This is a genomic window from Actinomycetota bacterium (assembly GCA_030019255.1).
Lineage (GTDB): Bacteria > Actinomycetota > Geothermincolia > Geothermincolales > RBG-13-55-18 > Solincola_A.
Window position 1 is genome coordinate 94,533 of the sequence record JASEFK010000005.1, and the last position, 22,353, is coordinate 116,885.

The following is a 22,353-nucleotide window of genomic DNA, read 5'->3' on the forward strand; positions in this document are numbered from 1 at the left end:
CGATCGCCGTGCGATCGGGCCGGTTTCACCACTCGCTCCCCGCCACCCAGGTGACCAGGTCAAGGATGGCGGATCACAGCTTTCCCTCTCGCCGTATTCCTGACGTAACGGGACTACTTATTCAACACAAAACATTATACCCATAGGATGAGGTAAATAAAACCATTACCTCTCTCCGGGTTGCTGTCTACAGAAATTAGGCACCTCATCCCGGAAAAACCTCGACACGCCGTCCTTGGTTCCGGCAGGCTATCGGAAGGCGTCCTCTGCCGAGGGGTCGCGGCTGTTCGCCGGAAGGGCCAGGAGGTGCTTACTCCGCGTGGTCCCGCATCATGGGACCCGACCACGTGCGGGGCGGGTGGTATGGGAAACACCTCCGGGCAGGGACGGAAAAGGCATCCGAAGCACCGGTATCACGAGGGGTGCACGTGCGTGGCGGAAAGGGGGCCGGGCGTTTCCCGGGCGGAAAAGCCCTCCGAAACACGGGTATCACGAGGCGCCGGCCAGGCGACCCCCGTTCCTCTCCGCGGGTACCAGGGAGGCGGCCAGGAGCTCGGGGAGGTTGTGGAACAGGGGCTCCTTTTCCTCCACCACCTCTTCCCGGTAGATGTTATAAAGCGCCCCTCCCATGGCCAGGTAGACCCAGAACAGGGTGAGCATGGGGATGGCGAAGAGGATCCAGGCTCCGAACATGTTGGAGACCGCGTAACCCACCATGCCCAGGAAGAAGGCCTCGGCGTGGAAGTAGATGAAGGGGTCGCTCCGGGAGCGGGACCGCGCACGGAAGAGTATGCCCCAGTAGATGGCGAAGAGGAGGATGAAGGCGGTGAAGCCCACCAGCCCGTGGGACACCAGGTAGGTGAGGAAGGCGTTCTCCACCGCCGCCCAGGTCTGCCGGATGTTGTTCTCGATGATGCGCTGTCCCTCCATGCCCATGCCGATGCCGAAGATAGGATGTTCGAGGAAGTAGTCCAGGGCTAGCTTGTAGGTGTAGATGCGCACTTCGGCTGCCTCCTTGGCGCTGAGGCCGGAGAAGCGCTTCCTCACGAACTCCGGGGGGTTGAGCATGACGAAGACGAGGGCCAGGACCAGGAGCACCGTGGCCGCCGTCAGCCACAACCGGCGATCGAAAAGCCCGAAGAGACCGTAGAGTACGGCGATAACCCCGGCGGCCACCCAGGCGGCGCGCGACCCGGTGAGGAAGAGGGCGGCCATGTTGATGCCCATGCCGGCCAGGAGTAGGGACCAGAGGAAGTAGCGGCGTCCCTTCCAGGCCGGGCTGAGGAGGCTCACGAAGAAGGGAAGGGCGAATATGAGGTAACCGCCCAGGACGTTGGGGTGCAGGAAGGTGGAGTTGATGCGGTAGGCCTGGGCTTCGCTCTCCCCGGCCACGTAGTTCACCGATTCGGGATAACCCAGCTTGCCGAGCACGTGCTGGGCGACCCATTCCGTCTTGGTCTGGCCGATGGCCTTCTGCACCAGGCCGAATAGGGCTACCAGGGTGAAGCAGACCAGCATTAGGATGACCAGGTTGCGGAAGGCCAGGCGAGTCCTCACGATGTTGACGACCACGAAGAAGACGTAGGCGAAGATGACGGTGCGCACGAAGCGGAAGGCCATGACCAGGCCGTTGGCGTCGTGCAGGAAGCCCACGAAGCAGGCCAGGATGGAGGTAAGGACATAGGCGACGATGGCGATGGTGATGGGACTGCGGGCCTTCCATTCCGCCTTGCCGTTGGCGGCCTTGATGACCCAGGCCACGAAGGTGAGGGCCATGACGATCTCGTGGATGTTGAAGTGTATCCCCCGCGTCTCCCCCACCATGGCCACCTGGATGCCCAGGTTCCAGGTGGGCCCGGCCTGGGGAAGGGTGAGGTTGAAGAAGATGAAGATGGCCACCCCCAGCCACAGCCACTGGTAGATGACCACCAGGAGGATGGCGCCGGTGGCCAGGAAGAGGGTGATCTTTACCGGGAGCTGGGTGGAGATGAGGCCGGCCAAGAGCCCGCACAGGGCTACGGCGGACAGGATTACCGCCGTCTTGCGGGAGGTGGAGAGGCCCCGCATTTTTCCGTCCCGGGAGACGGCCTTCATCACGGCCACCGTCGCCCTCCTTCCGCCCCGTGTCCTCTCCGTCCGTCCATGCCCTCAACTCCTCGCTTGGCGGTAAAGGTCCAGTATCCTGCGGGCGGCTGCATCCCAGGTGAAGGAGGCGGCCCTCTCCCTTCCCCGGGTGGCCAGTTCAGCCCTCAGGTCCGCCTCTTCCCAAAGCTTCCTCATGCCCGCGGCTATCTCCTCGGGGTCCAGGGGATCCACCAGGATGCCCGCCTCTCCCACCACCTCGGGGATGGAAGAGACGTGGGAGGCCAGGACCGGGGTGCCGCAGGCCATGGCCTCCAGGAGGGGAAGGCCGAAGCCCTCGTAGAGGGAGACACAGACGAAGAGCGTGGCCCCCCCGTAGAGGGCGGGGAGGTCCTCCTCGGGCACGAAGTCGGTGAAGAGCACCCGTCCCTCCAGGCCCAGCTCCTCCACCTCGTCGTCCAGGTAGCCCTCGAAGCCGTGCCGGTCGCCGGCCATGACCAGGAGGACGTCCTCGCTTGTGGAGAAGAGGAAGCGCTTGAAGCCCAGGAGGAGGTTGCGCAGGTTCTTGCGGGGGTCGAAACCTCCCAGGTAGAGGAAGTAGGGTTGACGGATGCCGTAACGGGAAAGCGTCCGCTCCACGGTCCCGCGGTCCCCCGGGGGCCGGTACTCGGGGGTTACGCCCTCGGGGACCACCGCGATGCGCCCGCGGGGTATACCCCAGATACGCTCCACGTCCCGGGCCGTGTTCTCGGAGACGGCCACCACGAAACGGGCGCGGCGGGCGGCGGCGCGGTGGAAGCGCATCCAGGCCCAGGCGGTGGGGCCCAGGTAAGGACCGCGCAGGACCAGGAGGACGAGGTCGTGCACGGTGACCAGGCTGGGGCAGGGAAGGAAGGGGCTCAGGTTGTGGTCGATGCCGTGGAAGACCTCCACCCCGGAGGCGGCCACCCGCCGGGCGAAGAGGAGGTGCTCGGCGACCATCCCCGGGTAGGAATATTTTCCCAGTAAGGGCACGCTCACCCATTCCGCGCACCGCGCCGTCCCGGCGTCCAGCAGGTCCCTGTTGGGGCCATCACCATAGCCGAAGAGGACGAACTCCATGTCCCTTTCCGCGTTTCGCACTAGGGCCTCCACCAGGCGGGCGGTGTAGCGCCCTATGCCCCGCCAGCGGTTGATGTTCCCCAGGCCCCGGGCGTCGATGCCCACGCGCATGTCCTCAACCCCCGGCTTCCCGTTCGTCCCTGATCGCCCGCAATAGGATGATCCGCCCTTTCTCCCGCAAGCGGGGCAGTCTTTCCAGGATAAGGAAAAAGCCCAGGTCGCCGCGGTAGAGGGCGGGAAGCTTGAGATCTGGAAAGAGGGTGATCACTTCGCTTACCCGGAACCCCTGTCCCTCAACGAGGGCCCGGAGGGAGGCGGGGGTGAAAGCACGCCGTGAGGGAGTGCTGGGACGGGGCTCGAACCCCTCGAAGAGGGCGTTGCGGGCGGCGAGAACCAAGCTCCCGCCCGGCCTGAGTACCCTCCGCCATTCCCCCAAGGCCTCCTCGGCATCCTCCACCCGGTCCAGGGTGAATTGAGCGGCCAGGGCATCGAAGTGTTCGGAGGGGAAGGGGAGGGCGGCGGGGTCCGCCCCAAGTCGCGTTATGCCCGGGGAGGATTCCAGGTCCCGGTCCGCCTCCGCGGCACCCGCCGCGGTGTCCGCCCAGGTCACCTCGGTCTCTGCCAGCCCGGAGAGAAGGCGCGCCAGCTTGCCCTCGCCCTCGCCCACCAGGAGGACGCGTCCCCCGCGTGAAGGATGGAGCATGGCGGACACCCTGCCCACCCTGACCTCCGCCTCCCTTCCCCGTAGCCGGGGCCGGGCCACGGCCAGGAGGCTGGTACAGAAAACGTATCCCTGCGGCCGGGCGAAGAGGACCCTCATTGCCATCTTTTCCCAGCGATTGGGACGGATGCCCACGAAGAAGCTGCGGGGTAAGACGGAGGCCCGAAAACCGGCCCCGGTGAGGCCGCGGTAAAGGCTCCAGGGGCTCTGCTCGTTTACGTGCATTACGTCGTCGTACTGGCCGCGCAGGCTCTCCGGCAGCTCCTTGCGCAGGAGGAGGCGGGCCACGGAGCGCACCAGCGGATACCCGAAGCGGTAGAACCAAGTATTGGGTCCGGTATGGACGATGAAACTTCCGCCCGGGCGAAGTACCCGCCTCACCTCGCTGAGGGTCTGCTCTATCTCGTAGGGATAGAGGTGTTCGTAGACGTCGATGAAGAAGACCACGTCGAAGGAGCCGTCCGGGAAATCCAGCCCCTTGGCGTCGGCTAGGCGGAACTCCGCCCTACGGCGGGCCTCCTCGTCCAGCAGGGAGCGGCGTTCCAGGGAGAGCTCGATGGCCGCCGGGGCGTAGTCTATCCCCACCGCCATGGCACCCCGGCGGGCCGCTTCGCAGACCAGCTCCCCCCGTCCGCAGCCGATGTCCAGGATCCACCGTCCGGAGAGGTCGCCGGCCAGGCGGAGGGCCTCCCTTATGCGGTCGGGAATCCCTTCCGGGCCCTCGGCGAGGAGATGGTATCCCTCGCAGTCGGTGGTGAAATATTCACGGGTGTAGAGGTCCGGGGAGACGGGAGCGGGACGTCGCGGTTGATCCTTGGTCACCTGTTGCGTCCTCCTCCTCTATTTTCTCTGGATACCCGGCGGTCCTTTCCGTACGCATCGGCCTACGCCGCCGGCGGACTGGTGTTTCGGCGGTCAACGTGCGCATCACCGGTGTTCCTTTCCATTTTATCCCATCCGCTACATGTGCTTCTCGAACCATGCGAACATCAGTTCCCAGACCTCCAGCCTTCCCGCCGGGTCGTTGACGCAGTGGGCCTCCTCCGGGTAGATCTTGAGCTCCACCGTCTTCCCCGCCGCCTTCAGGGCCTCGTAGAGCCGGTAGGCCTGCTCCACCGGGCACAGGGGGTCCTTCGCGCCGTGGATGATGAGCGTGGCGGCGTGCATGGTGTCCACGTAGTTGAGGGCGGAGCGCACCGCGTATTCGCCCGGAACCTCCTCCGGGGTACCGCCCACCATGGGCACGAACTGGTCCAGAAGGCTCCGCACGCCGGGGTCCGTAGACTCCTTTGCCTTGTAGTAGAGGTCCGCGGCGTCGTAGAAGCCCGCCTCAGCCACCACCGCCCGCACGCGGGGGTCCCTCTCCGCGGCCAGCACGGATACGGCCGCCCCGTGGCTCTGGCCGTACATGCCCACCCGCCCGTCGAGGACGAGGCCGCGGGATTCCAGGTAGTCCAGGGCGGCGATGACGTCGTCCACCTCCCCCTTGGCCCCCTCGTGCCGCCCCTGGGACTCGCCGCTTCCCCGGAAGTCGGGGTTGAAGACCAAGTATCCGCGGTCGCGGATGAGCAGGGCCACGTCGGTGAAATCGCCGGCGGTCCCGAAGCCGGCATGGTTGACGATGACCGTGGGCCAGGGTCCGTCTCCGTCCGGGGGCCGGAAGAGGAGACCGGAGACAGTGAGCCCGTCGCTGCTGGGGTAGTGCACCCGTTCCGCCACCAGCTCCAGGGTGGGGAGTATGTGGTATACCTCGTCGATGAGGCGGTCGGCGCGGGCGAAGTCGCCCTGGTTGTAGGCGTCAAGGGCCTCCATCCACTTGGAACGCGCCGGGCGGACGTCATATCCATGGTTGGCTTTCTGGTTGATCTCGTTGGCCGCCGCCAGGCCGCGCACGGTGACCGTGGCCTGGTCGATGATGCGGGTCACCGAGCATCCGCAGCCCCCGCTGAAAAGGGCCGTTCCCAGGATGAGGAGGATGGGCAGGATAACCCGCAGGTGCCTGGTTACCTTCATGGGGTCCGCCTTTCCTTTGCGGGCCGTGCTTTTCCGGGGTCACTGGTTCCGGGGGATGCGGCCTTGGCCGACGAGCACCCATCCCCGCATTTTACCTCGCCAATCATTCTTTCGCTCTCCCTTTCTCCCCGGCATTCCCATCCTACGGGGTTTGCCTTATTGCGATGCGGTTTTCGTTCCAGAAAGTTCCAGAGACGGACTTCACCGTTCCAGTGCGAAGAACCTCGCCCGTTCCGGGTTTTGTCCGCGGAACGACTAGGCCCTTCAATCTTATTGTAATCCACCTGTCGTGCGGGGATGACGCCCCCACGTCTTTACCTGCGGCGGGTGTCCTTGAGCCGCTCATCCTTGCTCCTCGACGGTCAGCAGGCGGTTCAGATCCTGAAGCCGCCTGCGGCTGAAGGCACCCGTGGCCGTGCCGAGGCCCAGGTAGAGGGCGGAGAGGGTGGCGCAGATGAGCAGGGAATACCGGAGGGAGGCCAGGAAGGTCTCCCTCCAGGCAGCAAAGGCGAAATAGAGGGCGAAGCCGGTTCCGTAGAGGAAAGCCAGCATCAGAAGGGGCAGGGCGGCGAAGCGCAGTGGGTTCAGGGGATGGCGCAGGTCCCGGGAGAGGATGCGCGCCAGTATGCAGAAGACCAGGAACTCGCTGGCCAGGACGGTAGCCGCGGCGCCGGTATATCCCCAGAGGGGGATGGTCACAAGATCCAGCGCCCCCTTGATGGCCAGGGAGAACAGCACCACCCGGGTCAGCTCCCGCTGGCGGTTGATGACCACGAAGAAGGGGAAGCTGATGGCGGTCATAAAGGTGAAATTCATGGCCGCCATGGTCAGCCAGGTGGCGTGCCATGCCCGGATGAAATCGTGCTTCTGCAGCACCAGCACGGGACGGGCCAGGAAGGGGACGGTCACGGCCAGGAAGGCGATGGACAGCCAGGCGTAGCGCAGGAGGTGCTCCCATATTCCACCCAGCCTTTCGGGGTGCTTTCCCCCCACCCTTGATATGCCGGGCAGGACCGCCATGTTCACGGCCAGGGTGAGGAAGACGAAGGCCTTGGCGAACATCCCGGCCGCCCCGTAGAGGCCCACCTCGGCGTCGCCGCGGAACCAGGAGAGTATGGGTATGTCCATGCCCGCGTAGACGGTGACCCCGGCCGCCACCACCGCCAGGGGCCAGGCGCCGGAAAGGAGATACTGCCACAGGGGCCGCTCCATCACCAGGAAGCCCAGGCGGAAGTCCGGTTCCCCTTGCGGGGGCGGGCCCTGGGAATGGGCCTCCGTCCCCGCCGCCGTTCCGGCATCTTGACTCCGATTCTCCTCGATGCCATCCGCGCCCTCCCGAAGCTCGGCGTAGGCGTAGTCCGTGAGCAGGGCCTCCGTGGCCGCCTCGCCCCCGGGCTCGGCGAGACGTATGAGGGCCTCCGCCGCGGCCAGGTCTCCCTCGTCGGCGGCGGCCAGACGGCGCCTCAGGCGCCGGTAAAGGGGATAGAGGTGCAGGATGGAGTACACGTAGGTCAGCAGGTACACCAGGATGAGGAGGACCAGGACGTTGGGGAAACCCGCGGTCACCAGCCAGATGGAAAGGGCCACCTTCATAATGCCCATCACCAGGTAGACGCCGGCCACCAGTACCAGCCTCTCCATGGCGATGAAGTTCTCGGCCAGGGAGTTGGAAAGGGGCTGCTCGACCAGGAGGCAGAAGGCGATGGTGAAGACCACCCAGAATTTCTCCCCCCCTCCCGCCGCGGAACCCTGCGCGGCCAGGCTCACCAGGTTGGTCAGCATGAGCAGGGCGAAGGCCAGGGCCCCCAGCAGCAGGCGCAGGGAGACGATGTTGGCGAAGTAGCGGTGCATGCGTGAGGGTTCCTGGGAGATGTCTCGTATGGAAATATTTCCCAAACCGAAGTCCGGCAGGACCTGGAAGATGGTGTAGAGGGCGAAGGCGTAGTTGTAGATGCCCGCCTTCTCTGGCCCCAGGTTGCGGTTGATGACGATGGCCAGGAGAAAGGTGAGTCCCGAGGTGACCACCCGGGCCCCCACCAGGGCCGCCGTGTTCTTGGTGAGCTTGCCGACCCTTTCCATGCCCCCTCTTTCCCGGCCTCTCCATCCTCCTTCCCCGCTCGCGGGGAAGGAAAAAGGCCCGCCCCCCTGCCGCCTTTTCCTCGTCTCCTGCGGGTTCTTCCCGCCGCGGGATTACCGGGCCTCCAGCTGCGCCGCCGCCCCTATTCCCAGTCGACCTCCTCCCCGGTTTCCTTTCCTCCCCGGTCATCTCCGGCCATTTCCTGCTCCGCCCTGTCCTCTGCTTGCTCCCTTTCGCGCTGCAGCCGCAGGCGCCTCTTCTCCTTCCGTTTCGGCTCCCCGGGAGGTTCCGCCGCGGCTTTAGGGGCAGCGGACAGTTCCCCGGACGGGGCGGAGGTGGACAACCCGCCGTCGGAAAAGCTGGCTCCCGCCGCGAGGAGCATTTCCTGGAGGTGGCGCCGGGCCTCCGCCTCGTTCATGTGGGCGAATTCCCCCTCTCGCCTCATCATGCGGATGATGGACTCCGTGATCCTTACCGTATCCTCCTCGCCGATTCGGTAACGGCGGAGGAAGGCGTGGTAATAGGCGGTGATGGCTGCGGAAGCCGATTCCCTCACGTCCGCCTTTTCCGAGTTCAGGGCGCGCAGCCAATTCCTGGGGATGGGTGCGCCCGTCTCGCCCAGGCGCCGGAAGTCCTCCAGCACCTTTTCGCTCGGCGCGCCGGGTTCCTCCACCGGAATGGCCTGCGGCGTGGCTTCGGGGGATACCCGCGCCGTTACCCGATCGCTGCCCTCCCGCTGGGGGATGGAGGTTGTCGCCGTTTCCTTGTGTCGGTGGGCCGTCCCGCGGGCCCCCGTTACCGCCGCGAGCCGCGGCTCCCGTGCGAGGAGCTTCCTCTCGCCGCGCGGGGACGGCTGGGCGGTGGCCCTCTCCGGCCTGGCGCGCTCCGCCTTTTCCCCTCCCCTCACCTTGAAATTGGCCAGGGCCACGCCGGTGGGAACGATTCCCAGCAGGCGCATGTTGTGCATGGCCTCCCCGGCCACCACCCGGGTGCACAGGCCCACGTCGATAACCACCAGGCAGGATTGGGCCTGGGCCGCCACCACCGCGCCGTCCATGGAGCCCACCAGCGGCGGCGCGTAGAGCACCACCTTGTCGTACAGCTCCTCCAGTTCCCGCAGGCCCTCGGAGAAGGAGGTCAGGGAGAGGAGGTCGGTGGAGTTCTCGCACCTTTCACCCGAAGCGAGGAAGGAGAGATTGGCGATACCGGTGGCCCGGATGTTCTTCTTGAGGTCGCCGTCGCCCTTGAGCGCCTCCGCCAGGCCGGGCCTGTTCCGGGCGTCGAGTAGTCGGCTGAGGGCTCCCTCGCGGAGGTCGCAGTCGATGAGCAGGGTGTCCCTCTCGGTATAGGCGATGCTCGCCGCCAGGTTGGCGGCCACGGCCGGTGCGGCCTCGAAGGGGATGGCCGGCACGGCCAGGATGGAGCGGGGCGGTTCGCCCTTGCGGGTGAAGAGGATTCCCGAGCGCAGTTCGGAGTAAGCCTCCCAGATGGGGGAACCCTCACCGAAGGTGGGTAGGAGCTTCAGCGCCCGGTCCCCCTTGACCCGGGGGATTATCCCCAGGACGGGCAGCCCCAGTAGCTCCTCCGCCTCGCTGGGGGAGCGGAAATGCGGGTCGAAGAACTCTATGATCACCGCCAGCCCGATTCCCAGGAGCAGCCCCACGAAAGCGCCCAGGCCCAGGTAGGCGGCGGGCTTGGGCTGGGTGGGCTTGGGAGGGGGCACCGCCCGGTTAGTGAAGACCATGCTCCCGTTGAGCAGCAGGGTCTTGAAGCTCTCGTCGTAGAACTCGTTGGCCTCGCTGCGCAGGGTCTTGAGTACCAGCACCTCGCCCCAGGCGTTGGCGATGTCCGCCGCCCTCGTGGGGCTCCCGTCGGTGAAGGTGATCCTCACCGAGGTGGAGTTAGCCTCCGGCACGGCACTCACCTTCTTGAGCAGCTCCTCGGGGGCGATCTCGATGCCCTCTTGGGAGAGCCGTTTGCTCACCGCCTCCGCGACCCCCAGGCCCTCGGTGAAGTTGGCGATGGAGGGCATGAGGGCCACGTAGGCGGTTTGGGTCAGGGCGTCGGGGAGCTTGGTGGTGGGGTTTATGGGGGCGGTGGCGGAAACGGCGATCTCTACCTTGTAGACCGGGCTCTGCACCTTGGTGACGATGGCTGCCACCAGGAGGGCCAAAAGAAGGATGGCCGCGATCATCCACCACCGCTTGCGTATCGCGAGACCCACGTCCCTGAATTTCATCCCTTCGCCTTCCTCTTACTGCCTCGTTCCAGGTTTAAAAAACCGCTTCCCACGCCGACTGCCTGGCCACACGTGGTTATATCGGTATCCACGCCCCTTTCTTTATCCGGGTTCATTATAGCAATGTGCGACGGACGGTTTCCCGCGGGCCGGGGCAAAGGCGGAAGGGCCTGGCGTGATGTCGACGGGAAAGAGCTCCGTTTGGGTTCCGCATAGACTCCGTATACTAGGCGTATTATGGGGCGCGGTTCCGGGGCTCATGATTGCGGGCTTATTGACGATAATGACCGTATAATCGGTTTTGGCGGCGTTCTTGGCGGGGACTGAAACCTCGGGGACCGGGGTCTGTTTATAAGGTTGGGATAAGCGGTCGGCGAAAGGAGCGGTGGCCATGGACCTGGAGCTTTGGACGAAGGCGGCCCGGGGATATTTCTTCCTGGGGCGCAACCTCCTGGCGGGAAAAATCACCAACAAGGTGCTTGACCTCCTGGCCTTCCTCGATTACCGCCTGCTCATGATCCTCTCCATGTGGCACCCGGACCACGCCACCCGCATCAGGCTGCTCCGCAAGCGGGGGGTGCAGATCTCGGAGAAGGCCTGGGTGGACCTGGGGGTGTGGATAGAGATGACCACCCCCCAGCACGTGATAATCGAGGACTACGCCAAGATAGCCTACGGGGCCATCATCTTCGCCCACGACGCGGCGGTAAACTCCGTGGTCGACCTTCCCATGCGGGTGCAGGTCACCCGCATCGGCTATAACTCGGCCATCGGGGCGCGCTCCATCATCATGCCCGGGGTGACGGTGGGCGAGCACTGTGGCGTGCTCCCGGGATCGGTGGTGACCAAGGACGTGCCGGACCACACGGTCTGGGGTGGGGTCCCGGCGGTGCAGATGTTCACCTCCGAGGAACTGGGCCTGGCCTGGCAGGCGGACGTCCTGGCCCACCCGGAGAACTATTACGACCACCCCAACGTGGCCCGGGCCCCCTCCACCCCCTTCGACCATCTCCTGAACTGGAGGGAATCGGGGGTGAAGGTGAGGGACTGGATGGAGCTGCGCACGGGCACGCCCTTCGATTACATCATCGAGTTCAAGAAGCGGAGGAAGGAGCGTCGGGAAAGGTGACGGGTCGGGACCCCCGCTCATCAGGGGTCCGGACGGGGAGGCGCGGCGGGAGCGGGGTGTACGACGAGGAATACTACCGCTACCGGGAATCCACCCGGGATTTCCGCGTCGAGGCGGAGCTGCTCTACGAGCTGCTGCGCCCCGAGCCGGACAGCGGCATCCTGGAGGTGGGTTGCGGGGGAGGGGCCTTCCTGGCTTTCCTGGAGGGGAAGGGACACTGCGCTGTGGGGGTAGACCTGCTTGAAGAGGCGGTCAGACTGGCGGAACGCGCGGCGCCCCGCAGCACGATACTCTGCGCCGACGCCTTGCGCCTCCCCTTCCCCGACGCCCACTTCGACCGCCTGGTGAGCCACCACCTGGTGGAGCACCTGGAGGATCTGCGGGGAGCCTTGCTCGAATGGAAGAGGGTCCTACGGCCGGGCGGGATAATGGTGGTCTGTACTCCCAACCGGGTCTACCCCAGCCCGCGCATCTTCGAGGACCCCGGCCACGTCCGCCTCTACGACCGGGCGGAGCTGGAGGAAGCGGTGAGGGGCTGCGGGTTCCGGGTCACGGCCTCCTTCACCGTTTTCCCTCACCTGCTGCGGGACCGGGTGAGCGTAGCGGTGGGGGTGCCCCTCTACCGGCTCTTCCGTCGCCTGCCCTGGTTCCGGGAGCGGGGGCGCAGCCTCTTCCTTTCCGCCGTCAAGGAGTGAGCCCGGAAATGGAGGCCTGCCGCCTTCTGGTGGTGAACCACGCCGTGGAGACGGGAGGAGCGGAACGCGTGCTCCTCGACTTCCTGCGCCGCCTGGACCGCGAGCGGTTCGAGCCCGGGCTGGCTGTGCCCTACCGCGGTCCCCTGGTGGAGGAGGCGGAGGCCCTGGGGGTACGCATCCACCTGGGATTTCCTTCCAGGAGGCTGCTGGAAATAAGGAGGAAATCACTGGGCGGCAGGCGGGCGGCCGCCGCCTATCCCCTTGATTTCCTGGCCACCGTCCTGCGGCTGGCCCTCCTCATCCGCAGGGAAAGCTACCGCCTGGTGTTCACCAACAGCGCCAAGGCGGACATCTACGGGAGCCTGGCCGGATGGCTGGCGCGACGGCCGGTGGCCTGGAGGTTTCACGACCTGGCTTCCCCCGAGACCTTCAGCCGGCTCAATCTCTGGCTGTTGAGGACTTTCGCCACCCTCTTCGCCCGACGGGTGCTGGCCATCTCCGGCGCGGTGCGCGAGGCGCTCCTGGCCCTGGGGGTGCCGGAGGAAAAGGTTAAGGTGGTCTACAACGGGGTGGAGGCCCGGGAGGACGCCGGGGAGATGCGCCAGCGGGTCAGAAGGGAGTGGGGCCTCCCCGATGACTGTCCTGCGGTGGGCCTGGTGGGCAGGCTGGTGGAGTGGAAGGGCCCCGACGTCTTCCTGCGGGCCGCGGCGCGAGTGGCGGAGTACTTTCCGGAAACCAGGTTCTTCCTGGTGGGTGGCGCCATATTCGGCAGGGAGGATTACCCGGAGGAACTCCGGGAGCTGAGCCGCTCCCTGGGCCTGGAGGAGAGGGCCGTCTTCACCGGGTTCCTCAGGGACCCGCTGCCGGCCATGGCCGCGCTGGACTGCCTGGTACACGCCTCCGTGGAGCCGGAGCCCCTGGGGATGGTCATCCTCGAGGCCATGTCCCTGGGCCTTCCGGTGGTGGCCACGGAAGGAGGCGGAGTACCGGAAATAGTGGAGGATGGCCGTACCGGGCTCCTGGTGCCCCCCGGGGACGCGGAGGCCATGGCCCGCGCCGTGGTCTGGATGCTCTCTCACCCCGAGGAGAGGAAGGAGATGGGAGAGAGGGGGAGGAAGCGGGTCAAGGAGGCCTTCGAGCTCGGCGCGCGCTGCCGGGAGATGGAGGACGAGCTCCTGGCCCTGCTCCGCCCCGGAACGTGGGGGGGATAGCCGGAACCCCGCGCTGGAAAACGATGCGTTGGGCGGTGATAAGCCCTTTCCGGGGAGGAGGAAAGGGGGAGCGAGGCGGTATGGCCATCCGAGGGAACGGCGTTTATCATTGCCGGTTGGAGGATACGGTTACCATCCGGGATTCAGGCGATCGATAATCGGTGGAGGATAAGTAGGCATGATCGTGTACATCGAGGGTCGGGCCGTCGAGTCCAGCCGCGATCGCGGCGCCATGGAAAGGGGTAAATGCCCGAATATGATCGCGGGAATGGGGATAGACGGGCAAACCAGCTTCCGCCCGCGTGATATGGATAGAAGGGATGCTCGGGCATGATCGTGGGAATCGAGGGACGGACGTTGCAGGGCAGGCGCTACGGGGTGGCCAGGTACCTGCTCAACCTCCTGCGGGAGCTCACGGCCCTGGAGGGGGAGGAGGAATACATCCTGTACCTCTCGGCGCCTATTGAGCCCTTGCCCTTCCGCTCCATTCGCCTGAGGGAGAAGGTCCTCACCCGTGCCCCTGGCCTTACCTGGAGGCACCTGAGGCTCCCCCTGGCCATGCGCCGGGACGGGGTTGACCTCCACTTCTCCCCCTCCTATTTCCTCCCCCTCATAAAGGTCTGCCCCGCGGTGGTCACGGTGCACGACCTGACCTTTAAGGTCCATCCCGAGTGGTTCGCCGCAGACCGTCGCTTCCTCTTCGACGACCTCTTCTGGAGGGAAGTGAGGCGGGCGGAGCGCATCATCACCATGAGCGAGCATTCCAAGCGGGACATCGTGGAGCTACTTGGAGTGGAGTCCTCCCGGGTAACGGTGATACCCGCGGCCCCGGACCGGCATTTCCGTCCCCTGCGGGACGAGGCGGCGCTCGCCGCGGTGCGGGAGAGGTTCGGGCTCCGGCCCGGCTTTCTCTTCACCGCGGGCTCCATCCACACCCGCCGCAACCTGGAGCGGCTTATCGAGGCGGTCTCCGTGGCCGGGGCGGAGCTGGGACGGGAACTGCAGCTCCTCATCCTGGGCACCCCTGCCCCCTTTACACCTCCGGTGGACATCCAGGGGACCGCGCGGCGCTGCGGGATGGAGGAGAGGGTGGTCCACCTGGAATACGTCACCGAGGAGGAGCTGCTGTGCCTCTACAACGCCTGCGGCCTCTTCGTCTACCCCTCCCTTTACGAGGGCTTCGGCCTCCCGGTGGTGGAGGCCATGGCCTGCGGGACGCCGGTGGCCTGCTCGCGGGTTACCTCCATGCCCGAGGTGGCCGGGGAGGCGGCGGCCTACTTCGATCCCCTGGACGTGGAGGACATGGCCCGGGTGCTGGCCTCCCTGCTCTCCGACCGGGAGGAGCGGGAGCGGCTGGCCCAGGCCGGCATCAGGAGGGCGGCGGAGTTCTCCTGGCGGAAAGCGGCGGAGGAGACGCTCCGGGTCTTCCGGGAGGTGGCCGGGTGAACGGGGTTCAGGCGGCTGGAGGCGGGACCGAAAAGGTAAGTGAAGGTGACGAAGGGAGGGTCGACGAGAGGGGAGATGGGCATGGAAGGCACCGGGACGGAACGGGAGTACAGGCCCCGGGTGAGCGCGGTGATACCCAACTGGCATCGCAAGGACGACCTCCGGGAGGCCATCCTGGCCATCAAGGCCCAGACCTACCCGGTGGAGGAGATCATCGTTGTAGACAATAATTCCCGGGACGGCACCCGGGAGATGATCAAGGAGGAATTCCCCGAGGTCATGTTCATCCAGTCCCCCCATAACATCGTCATCCAGGCCCTGAACATCGGGGCCAAGACGGCCTCCGGGGACCTCATCCTGCACCAGGACAACGACGGGGTCCTGGAGCCGGACGCCCTGGAGCGCATGGTGCGGGTCATGGGCTCGGATCCGCGCATCGCCGTGGTCCACAGCAAGAACCTGTACTACGACACCGGCGAGGTGTTCGACCCCCTCCGCTGGTTCACCCCCGAGGAGCACGCCTCGGAGGGGGTGTTCGATGTGCCCACCTTCCACGGAAACGGGGCCCTGATGCGGCGGGACGTGCTGGAGGAAATAGATTACATAGAGCCGGAGATACTCCTCTACCAGTTCGAGCGCAACATCTCCGCCAAGGCCATCGACCGCGGCTACCGCATCGTCTACCACCCCGCCGCCGTCATCCGGCACAAGATATCCCGGGAGGTCCGGGACCCGGGACATCGCCTGTATATCACCATGACCGGGGGGTGGTGGTACCTGGCCCGCTTCTACCCCGCCCGCACGGCCCTGAAGAAGTCCTTTCACTACCTGGTCTTCTTCATCCTCTATTCCATAAAGCATCACACCTTCCGCAGCTTCTTCCGGGGCATCTTCGATACCCTGCTGGGCCTGCCCCACGTGCTGCGGGGCAGAAGGGTGCTGAAGCCGGAGACGGTGGCCTTCCTGGAGAGCAGGCCCTACGAGACGGCGATGATCAAGTACGGTTCCCTGGACACGGTGCGCAAGTGGATGCGGAAGCGCCTGGGAGACAAGGGAGGTAGATGATCGGAAGGGGGGATCGCCTATGGCCGAAGGAGGAAAGGTGCATTTCCTGGACGACCTGAGGCTGGCCCTGAAGCGCAAGGGCCTGGGGGGCCTGGTACGCGACGTGCTGTTGCATCCCGGCAACCAGGCCATCGCCCTCTACCGCATCTACCGGTGGTTCTACCTCAAGGGATGGGTGACCCTGGCTTTCTTGGGCTACCGCCTCAACTATCTCCTCTGCGGGGTGGAGATCCACCCCGACGCCGACATCGGGCCGGATTTTCACCTCGACCACCCCATAAGCGTTCTCATAGGCCGGGGCACGCGCATCGGGCGGGGCGTGCGCATCTATTCCCACGTGGCCGTGGGGGCGGTGGGCCTCCCGGAGGAGAACCCCTTCATGGACATCCGGGACTACGTACAGATCTACCACGGGGCCATGGTGGGAGGCAGTGCCACCATCGGGGAATACGCCCAGATAGGTCTGAACGCCGTGGTCTGGAACCAGGACGTGCCGCCCTACTCGGTGGTGGTGGGCAATCCCGGGCGGGTGATCAAGGTTGAGGGCCGCCGGGTCAACCCCGAGGATTACGTGGGTTACAAGTACGACCCCTCCCACTTCCACGGGCCCCCGCCGGAGCACGACCCGAACAAGGAACCGGAGCGGAGCGAATCCTGGATAGACCCCCGGACCTACCGCAAGAGCCGGCCCGGGAAGGATTCCTAGCCCTCGGAGCGAGAAGCTGCCTCCGGGTTCGGATCGCGGACGAGGACTTCGGTGGTTCACCGTGGCCTTTGAAAGAGCACGGAAACCATGCGACCGTGCGACCGGTCCCGCTGGGGGGATTGCGGGCCTCTGATTCCCGAGGCACGGGCGTCCGAGTCCGTTTCATGAGTCGCCGGGCACCATTCTCGCCCGCATTCCTGCCCGGTCTATGAGACGCCCGAAAATGGTGCCTGATGTCGTTCTCTACATACGGGGAAAGATCCACGTGTCCTTTGATGCGTGGGGTCGCATCACGGAGGCCCGCCCGCCATGTCTGCTTCAGGAGGAAAGCTCTCCACGTACCGGCGCGCCTCCCCCTTGCGGTCCATGTCCACGTCGGGTCCCCTGAACCCCGCGCAGCGGAAGATGTAGAACTCGCGCTCCTCGCCGGAGGAGTGAACGCGCAGGACGAGCGGCTCACTCACTTCCCGGAAGTAGGGAGCCAGCTTGCGCTCCCAGAAGGAAACCGGGGTCTGGAAGCCGTCGGGGTTGTCCCTCTCGTCCACGAAGAGGAAATCCCTGCCCTCCAGGTCGTCGAGGGGCACCCAGGGAGAATAGGAACTGTCGTCGCACATTACCTCGTTCTCGTAGACCAGGAAGGCGACGGTGTAATCCAGGGAGCTGCCCCGGTTGTGGTAGGCGATCTCGCTGGGGATGAAGTAATAAGGGGAGGCCACCACCGGCGGTAGCTCCTCCCCGCCGTACCCTTGCGAGGCCAGGCCCTCCACGGCATTTGCCACTTCCTTCCATCCGGTGTGCTCCGATGAACTGGCCGCGCTGAGGTACAGGGTGAGGGAGGTGACGGCCAGGCAGGGGAACAGGAAGAGCCCCCCGTAGACCGCCTTCCAGAGGCGGCGAGCACGCGGTCGTGGGTCGACGCCCAGGAGCGTCACCGCGGAGGCCATGGCCAGGACGAGGGAGAAGAGGTGGGAGGAAAACCCCCAGCGGGGAGGGCCACCGGTGAGGGTGAAGAAGACGATGCCCGGCAGGGCCAGCCAGAAGGGGAAGAGCAGCTCGTTCCTTCGTTCAACAAAGCCACGATGGCCTCCGTACACCAGCCCGAAGAGGCTGAACAGGTAGACGAAAGGCGAGAGGGCTAAGGCCTCCCAGCCCACGTGTTTAACCACCTTGGCCAGGTATTCCCCCGGACCCCCATGCAGGAACCCGGGGCGGCTGGTCACCTGGTAGACGATGGGTTCGAAGTGATGGAGGGCATACCAGGTGATGGTGGGGGCCATGACCGCGAGGGCCAGGGCCAGGGCAAGGTAAGGCTCTTTCCTCTTCAGCTGTGCTCGGAAGTCCGGGGAGGTGAGCAGGAAGAGCAGCAGGCCCAAGAGGAAGAGGGCGGACTGCAGCTTGGAGAGGAGCATGAACCCCGCCGCAAGGCCTGCCCAGTACCAGTATTTCCCCTCCCCGTTGAACACGGCGCGCCGGGCGAAGATGGCGAAGAGCAGGGAAAAGAAGACCATGGGCGTGTCCACCACTACCATGGTTATCCAGTAATTGGTAAAAGGGAGGAAGGCCAGGAGCAGGATGGTGAAGAAGGACCACCGCCCCTCGAGCCCCAGTTCCCGGCACAGCAGGTAGGCCAGGGCCAGGGAGGCGGTGGCGAAAATCAGGTGGACCATCCTCAAGCCCACGGCTCCTTCTCCGAAGATCAGGGTACCGGCGCGGACCATGAAGGCAGTGAAAGGGGGATGGAAATAATAGCCAGCACTCAGGTGCCTGCTCTGCATCCACCAGTTGGCCTCGTCCACGTGCACCCCTAGGAAGAGGCTTTTCAGAAGGTGAAAAAGGAAAAAACATACCAGGAGAACGGCCAGCCTCTTGGCCCATCCGTCACCGTGACGGTTCTCGGCCGTCACGTCGGGCTCTTCGCTGCGGGAAGATCTCACTACCACCCTCGTTGCCTTAAGGCCCCGTCCCGGTCACGGAGGACGAACGTATCATAACATAAGGTCAATCTGCTGCGCGGGCCGGCATTCCCGAGACTCCATTCTCCACCACGAGCCCTGGTGGGGGACACTTCTTGCGCATGAGCTCCTTTTCGCACCGTCCGCGCTCTCCTCCGCCGCGGGGATCCGGCGGGCGGGAAGGCGCAGGATGGTAAGACTTACCTGGATATCGTAGCCCTGCCGGCCGACCGGTTTGAGGCGGAAAAGGCGGCTAAACATCGTCCGGGGAGGGCAAGGCCCTGTCAGTTGTTGCATGTCGGGAGGCAGCCCGCTCGCAAGGAGGCGGTGGGGTTTTCTTCCCGTGGAAAACGCTTGCCCCGGCGATTCCCAAGCAAGGTTTCACGACGCAGCCGCGCGGCGCATGGGCCGCCCGGCCCCCCCGGTGCAATCCCCCCTTCACCCTCAACCCTTAACCGGTTTGCCGGTTCCGCCTCCGCGGTATCCTGGATCCGCTCCTTTCCCGACGTCCTCAGTAGGCGCCGTCCCCAGAGATCACCGCCTTGAAGGTGCGCAGGAGGATCTTGATGTCCTGCCAAAGGGACCAGGTTTCGATGTAATACAGGTCGAGCTTGATCATTTCGTCGAAGGGCAGTTCGCTGCGCCCGCTTACCTGCCACAGCCCGGTGATCCCCGGCTTGACGTTCAGGCGCTGGCGGTGCCAGTCCTTGTACTGGCGAACCTCCTCCTTGATGTGGGGCCGGGGACCCACCAGGCTCATCTGGCCGGCCAGGACGTTGAAGATCTGCGGTAGCTCGTCGATGGAAAACTTGCGTATCCACCTGCCTACCCGCGTTACCCGGGGATCTTCCTTATCCTTCCAGCACAGCCACCCGAACTCGTTGTCCGGCTTCCCGTTTACCAGCTTGGCCTGCATCTTGTGGGCCCCGTCTACCATAGAGCGGAACTTGAGGCAGTCGAAACACTTCCCATCCTTTCCCACCCGGCGGTGCCGGAAGAAGACAGGACCCGGGGAATCCAGCTTGATGGCGATGGCGGTCACCAGGAGGAGCGGCCAGATGACCAGCAGGATAGCCGTCCCCAGCACGTAATCCTCGAGGGCCTTGAGCACCTTCTTGTAGCCGCGCAGCCTCTTGTCACGCAGGCGGATGAGGGGAATGCCCCCGATCTCGTTGACGGTTATCTCGTCGGTGATGACCTCGAAGAGACGAGGGACGATGGAGCATTCCACCCCCGCTGCGTTACAGGTGGAGGCCAGGTCGAGGAGCTTCTCGGCGGGGGAGGTGTTGAAAGCGATGATCACCTTCTCCACCCGGAAATCCCGTAATACGTTCTCCAGGCTCTCCAGGTTTCCCAGCACCCGCAGGTCCCGCAGCTCAGGCTCCTCGAACTCGGCGAACAGGGGGTCATCATCCAGGAAGCCGATGGGTCGCAGGCCGAAGCCCTGGTGCTTGATGAGCTTGCGAGCCACCGACTTCCCCACCTTGCCCGCCCCGATGATGAGGGTGTTGCGCATGACCACGTCGCCCCAGCCGATCAGCGAGGCCACTCCCTGGAGGAGGGTCCTGGATACGAAGATGAAGACGATGGAGAAGGCCCAGAAGAAGACCAGGAAACCGCGGGGTGTGGTCAAGGAATTGAGGAGGAAGGAGACGATGAGGGTGAAGACCAGGTGGGCGTTGACAGAGCCCACGATCCTGGGTATGCGGTCTAGGACCCGTATGCGCTGGTAGGGGTCGTACATGCCGGAGGCCTTGAGGGCCAGGAAGAGCACCGGCGAGGTCATGGCCAGGGTGAGGGCCACGATGCCGAAGGGGGCCGCGTTCTCGGGCGGGAACAGGCGCACCACCAGCGGGTACTGGAAGCGCATCCAGTAGGAGAAGACTAGGGCCGCCCACATGGCCGCAGCATCGCATGCGAAGCGCGCGAGGATGCGGACCGCCACCTCCAGGCGGCGTTGGGCGCGAGGATGCAGGATCTCCCGGCGCGCCTCGCGCAAAATGGCCTGGAGCTCCTCGTCCGATATCTCCTCCACCTGAGGAGCGGCGGAAGCCGTTTCGACCGGTTTTTCCTCGGTTTGCGGGCTACGTCTTTTAACCAGCCGTCCTTCCATCGCTTACCCCCTTTTCTTTGCCTCCCCCGATGGCAGGCTTACCAGTCGCCCTCTCCTTTCGCGAGCCGCCGATTCTTCCTGGAAGCGTTCCCAGGCATCCCTGACGTATCTGGAAAACTTTTCCTTAAAGACCGCGGAATCGAAGCGCAGGGCATGTCGCCTTATGCTCCGGGGGTCGAAGTCCCCGGGGTCGAACTTCCTCACCGCCTCCACCAGGGAGTCCGGTTCCTGGCGGTCGAAAAAGACGCCCGTCTCTCCCTCCCGGACCGTCTCCAGGGCTCCCCCGGCCCGGTAGGCGATCACCGGCCTTCCTGCGGCCATGGCCTCCAGGGGAACGATGCCGAAGTCCTCCTCCTGGGGGAACACAAGGGCCATGCACCGGGAATAGAGCTCCGCGAGCTCCGCGTCGCTCACCCGTCCTAGGAACTCCACGTTGGGCCGGGCCACGCGGCGCAGGGATTCCATTTCCGATCCGGTACCGGCGATCTTCAGTGGGAGGCCCAGACGGTTGAAGGCCTCCACGGCCAGGTCGGCGCGCTTGTAGGGGATGAGCCGCCCCACCAGGAGGAAATAGTCCTCCACGCGTTCCGAGGGGTGGAGCCAGGAGGTGTCCACGGGAGGATGGATGACCTCCGCTTCCCTTCGGTAGTACTTGCGTATTCGCCGGGCCACGTGCTCGCTGATGGCCACGAAGAGGTCCACGCGGTCCGCCGCGCAGCGGTCCCAGACGCGCAGGTAATTGGTCATGTAGGGGAGGACCGCCCTGACCAGCGGGTTGAGTGCGCCGAAGCGCGGGTTGGCCAGGTAATGGTGGTATCCGCTCCAGTAGTAGCGGATGGGCGTGTAGCAGTAGCAGATATGCAGGGTCTCCGGCTTGGTGATCACCCCCTTGGCCTCGGCATGGCTGGAGGAGATGACTACGTCGTACCCGGAGAGGTCGAAGCTCTCGAAGGCCACCGTGCGCAGCCAGGGGAAGGCCTGGTGCTTCTTCCTGGCCCAGGGGATATTCTGGAGGAAGGAAGTGCGCACATCGGCGTGGCGCAAGGTGGGGAATTCCTCGGGCACGAAGACCGAGGTGTAGATGGGGGCCTCGGGGAAAATCTCGTGGAGGGTCAGAAGGACCCTTTCCGAGCCCGCCAGGTTGGTCAGCCAGTCGTGTACCAGGGCCGTCCTCATCGCCGCCTCTCGCCCCGCTGCCCCACCCGCCAGTCCGGCGGGTCCGTGGCTTCTCCTTCGGGATATCGATCCCGTCCTTCCCGCTTCGGCCTATTCCTCGTTCCTTCTTACCTGCGTGCGGCTGAATGGGTGAGAAGAATGATCCCGGAAAAAGGATTTCGGGATGAAAGGAAGAACAAACGAATTGATCTTCGCCCTCGAGATGTTCTTTTGCACCCCGGTTTTTGCTCTCCCACACCCCCAGTCCGCAACGATTACCGCTGACGACGTTTAAAAACAGGTGGACTTTGGAGTTCGAACCCTGCTGTCTCGGGACTACCCGGCTTCCTTACCGCTATCCACCGCCGATTATATATCTATCCCTTTGTACAATTTTTTAAACCTTGTTCACCCTGGAGATGAACCCCCTTCACCTTTAGATGATAAAAAAACAAACCTTTTCTTTGTTTACTCAGATGTAAATAAATGTAACATAATCTTAGAAGGGATGTAATATCTATCACTTTGACGTAACAATCTCGTAACATTAAGGGCTCCGGTGCGCAGGGAGGCCTCGCAAGACCACGGTCCTGGATTCCGCGGTGTCTTCTTGAATCCTGTCCGTCCTGGCGGGCGTTCCTTGCCGCT

At 64.9% G+C, this 22,353-nt stretch carries 15 protein-coding genes and 1 riboswitch; of the genes, 6 read left to right on the plus strand and 9 right to left on the minus strand.

The window, feature by feature from the left end; genetic code table 11:
• Window positions 1–9: 9 nt before the first annotated feature.
• Window positions 10–93: riboswitch (cyclic di-GMP riboswitch) on the minus strand.
• 396 nt (window positions 94–489) lie between these two features.
• The 6 genes from QME84_05900 to QME84_05925 all read right to left on the minus strand — a co-directional run bounded on the left by QME84_05900 (window position 490) and on the right by QME84_05925 (window position 10,233).
• Window positions 490–2,094, minus strand: a complete 1,605-nt coding sequence (locus QME84_05900; protein ID MDI6873798.1) for an O-antigen ligase family protein — start codon at window positions 2,092–2,094, stop codon at window positions 490–492.
• 54 nt (window positions 2,095–2,148) lie between these two features.
• A complete protein-coding gene (locus QME84_05905; protein ID MDI6873799.1) occupies window positions 2,149–3,294 on the minus strand; it encodes a glycosyltransferase family 1 protein in 1,146 nt (381 codons plus the stop codon).
• A gap of 4 nt (window positions 3,295–3,298) precedes the next feature.
• Window positions 3,299–4,726: a methyltransferase domain-containing protein gene (locus QME84_05910; GenBank protein MDI6873800.1), complete on the minus strand. Its 1,428-nt coding sequence runs from the start codon at window positions 4,724–4,726 to the stop codon at window positions 3,299–3,301.
• 138 nt (window positions 4,727–4,864) lie between these two features.
• Window positions 4,865–5,917, minus strand: coding sequence for an alpha/beta fold hydrolase (locus tag QME84_05915; GenBank protein ID MDI6873801.1), 1,053 nt, complete (start codon window positions 5,915–5,917; stop codon window positions 4,865–4,867).
• 342 nt (window positions 5,918–6,259) lie between these two features.
• A complete protein-coding gene (locus QME84_05920) occupies window positions 6,260–7,996 on the minus strand; it encodes an oligosaccharide flippase family protein (GenBank protein MDI6873802.1) in 1,737 nt (578 codons plus the stop codon).
• Between the two features lie 140 nt (window positions 7,997–8,136).
• Window positions 8,137–10,233 (minus strand): hypothetical protein, encoded by a 2,097-nt coding sequence (locus QME84_05925; GenBank protein ID MDI6873803.1) that lies wholly within the window; start codon window positions 10,231–10,233, stop codon window positions 8,137–8,139.
• 391 nt (window positions 10,234–10,624) lie between these two features.
• Between QME84_05925 and QME84_05930 the strand changes: the two genes are divergently transcribed.
• The 6 genes from QME84_05930 (at window position 10,625) to QME84_05955 (ending at window position 16,485) form a co-directional block, all read left to right on the plus strand.
• On the plus strand, window positions 10,625–11,362 hold the full coding sequence (locus QME84_05930; GenBank protein ID MDI6873804.1) for an acyltransferase: 738 nt from the start codon (window positions 10,625–10,627) through the stop codon (window positions 11,360–11,362).
• Between the two features lie 56 nt (window positions 11,363–11,418).
• Window positions 11,419–12,057 (plus strand): class I SAM-dependent methyltransferase, encoded by a 639-nt coding sequence (locus QME84_05935; protein ID MDI6873805.1) that lies wholly within the window; start codon window positions 11,419–11,421, stop codon window positions 12,055–12,057.
• 8 nt (window positions 12,058–12,065) lie between these two features.
• Window positions 12,066–13,268, plus strand: coding sequence for a glycosyltransferase (locus QME84_05940; GenBank protein ID MDI6873806.1), 1,203 nt, complete (start codon window positions 12,066–12,068; stop codon window positions 13,266–13,268).
• A gap of 330 nt (window positions 13,269–13,598) precedes the next feature.
• Window positions 13,599–14,714 (plus strand): glycosyltransferase family 1 protein, encoded by a 1,116-nt coding sequence (locus QME84_05945; protein MDI6873807.1) that lies wholly within the window; start codon window positions 13,599–13,601, stop codon window positions 14,712–14,714.
• Between the two features lie 39 nt (window positions 14,715–14,753).
• A complete protein-coding gene (locus QME84_05950; GenBank protein ID MDI6873808.1) occupies window positions 14,754–15,779 on the plus strand; it encodes a glycosyltransferase family 2 protein in 1,026 nt (341 codons plus the stop codon).
• A 19-nt stretch (window positions 15,780–15,798) separates the two neighbouring features.
• On the plus strand, window positions 15,799–16,485 hold the full coding sequence (locus QME84_05955) for a hypothetical protein (GenBank protein ID MDI6873809.1): 687 nt from the start codon (window positions 15,799–15,801) through the stop codon (window positions 16,483–16,485).
• Between the two features lie 290 nt (window positions 16,486–16,775).
• Here QME84_05955 and QME84_05960 read toward each other — a convergent pair whose 3' ends face one another.
• The 3 genes from QME84_05960 to QME84_05970 all read right to left on the minus strand — a co-directional run bounded on the left by QME84_05960 (window position 16,776) and on the right by QME84_05970 (window position 21,726).
• The gene (locus tag QME84_05960) at window positions 16,776–18,419 is read right to left on the minus strand and encodes a glycosyltransferase family 39 protein (protein ID MDI6873810.1); all 1,644 of its coding nucleotides are present in this window, start codon (window positions 18,417–18,419) and stop codon (window positions 16,776–16,778) included.
• Between the two features lie 529 nt (window positions 18,420–18,948).
• Window positions 18,949–20,550 (minus strand): sugar transferase, encoded by a 1,602-nt coding sequence (locus QME84_05965; protein ID MDI6873811.1) that lies wholly within the window; start codon window positions 20,548–20,550, stop codon window positions 18,949–18,951.
• 3 nt (window positions 20,551–20,553) lie between these two features.
• A complete protein-coding gene (locus QME84_05970; protein MDI6873812.1) occupies window positions 20,554–21,726 on the minus strand; it encodes a glycosyltransferase in 1,173 nt (390 codons plus the stop codon).
• Window positions 21,727–22,353: the final 627 nt, after the last annotated feature.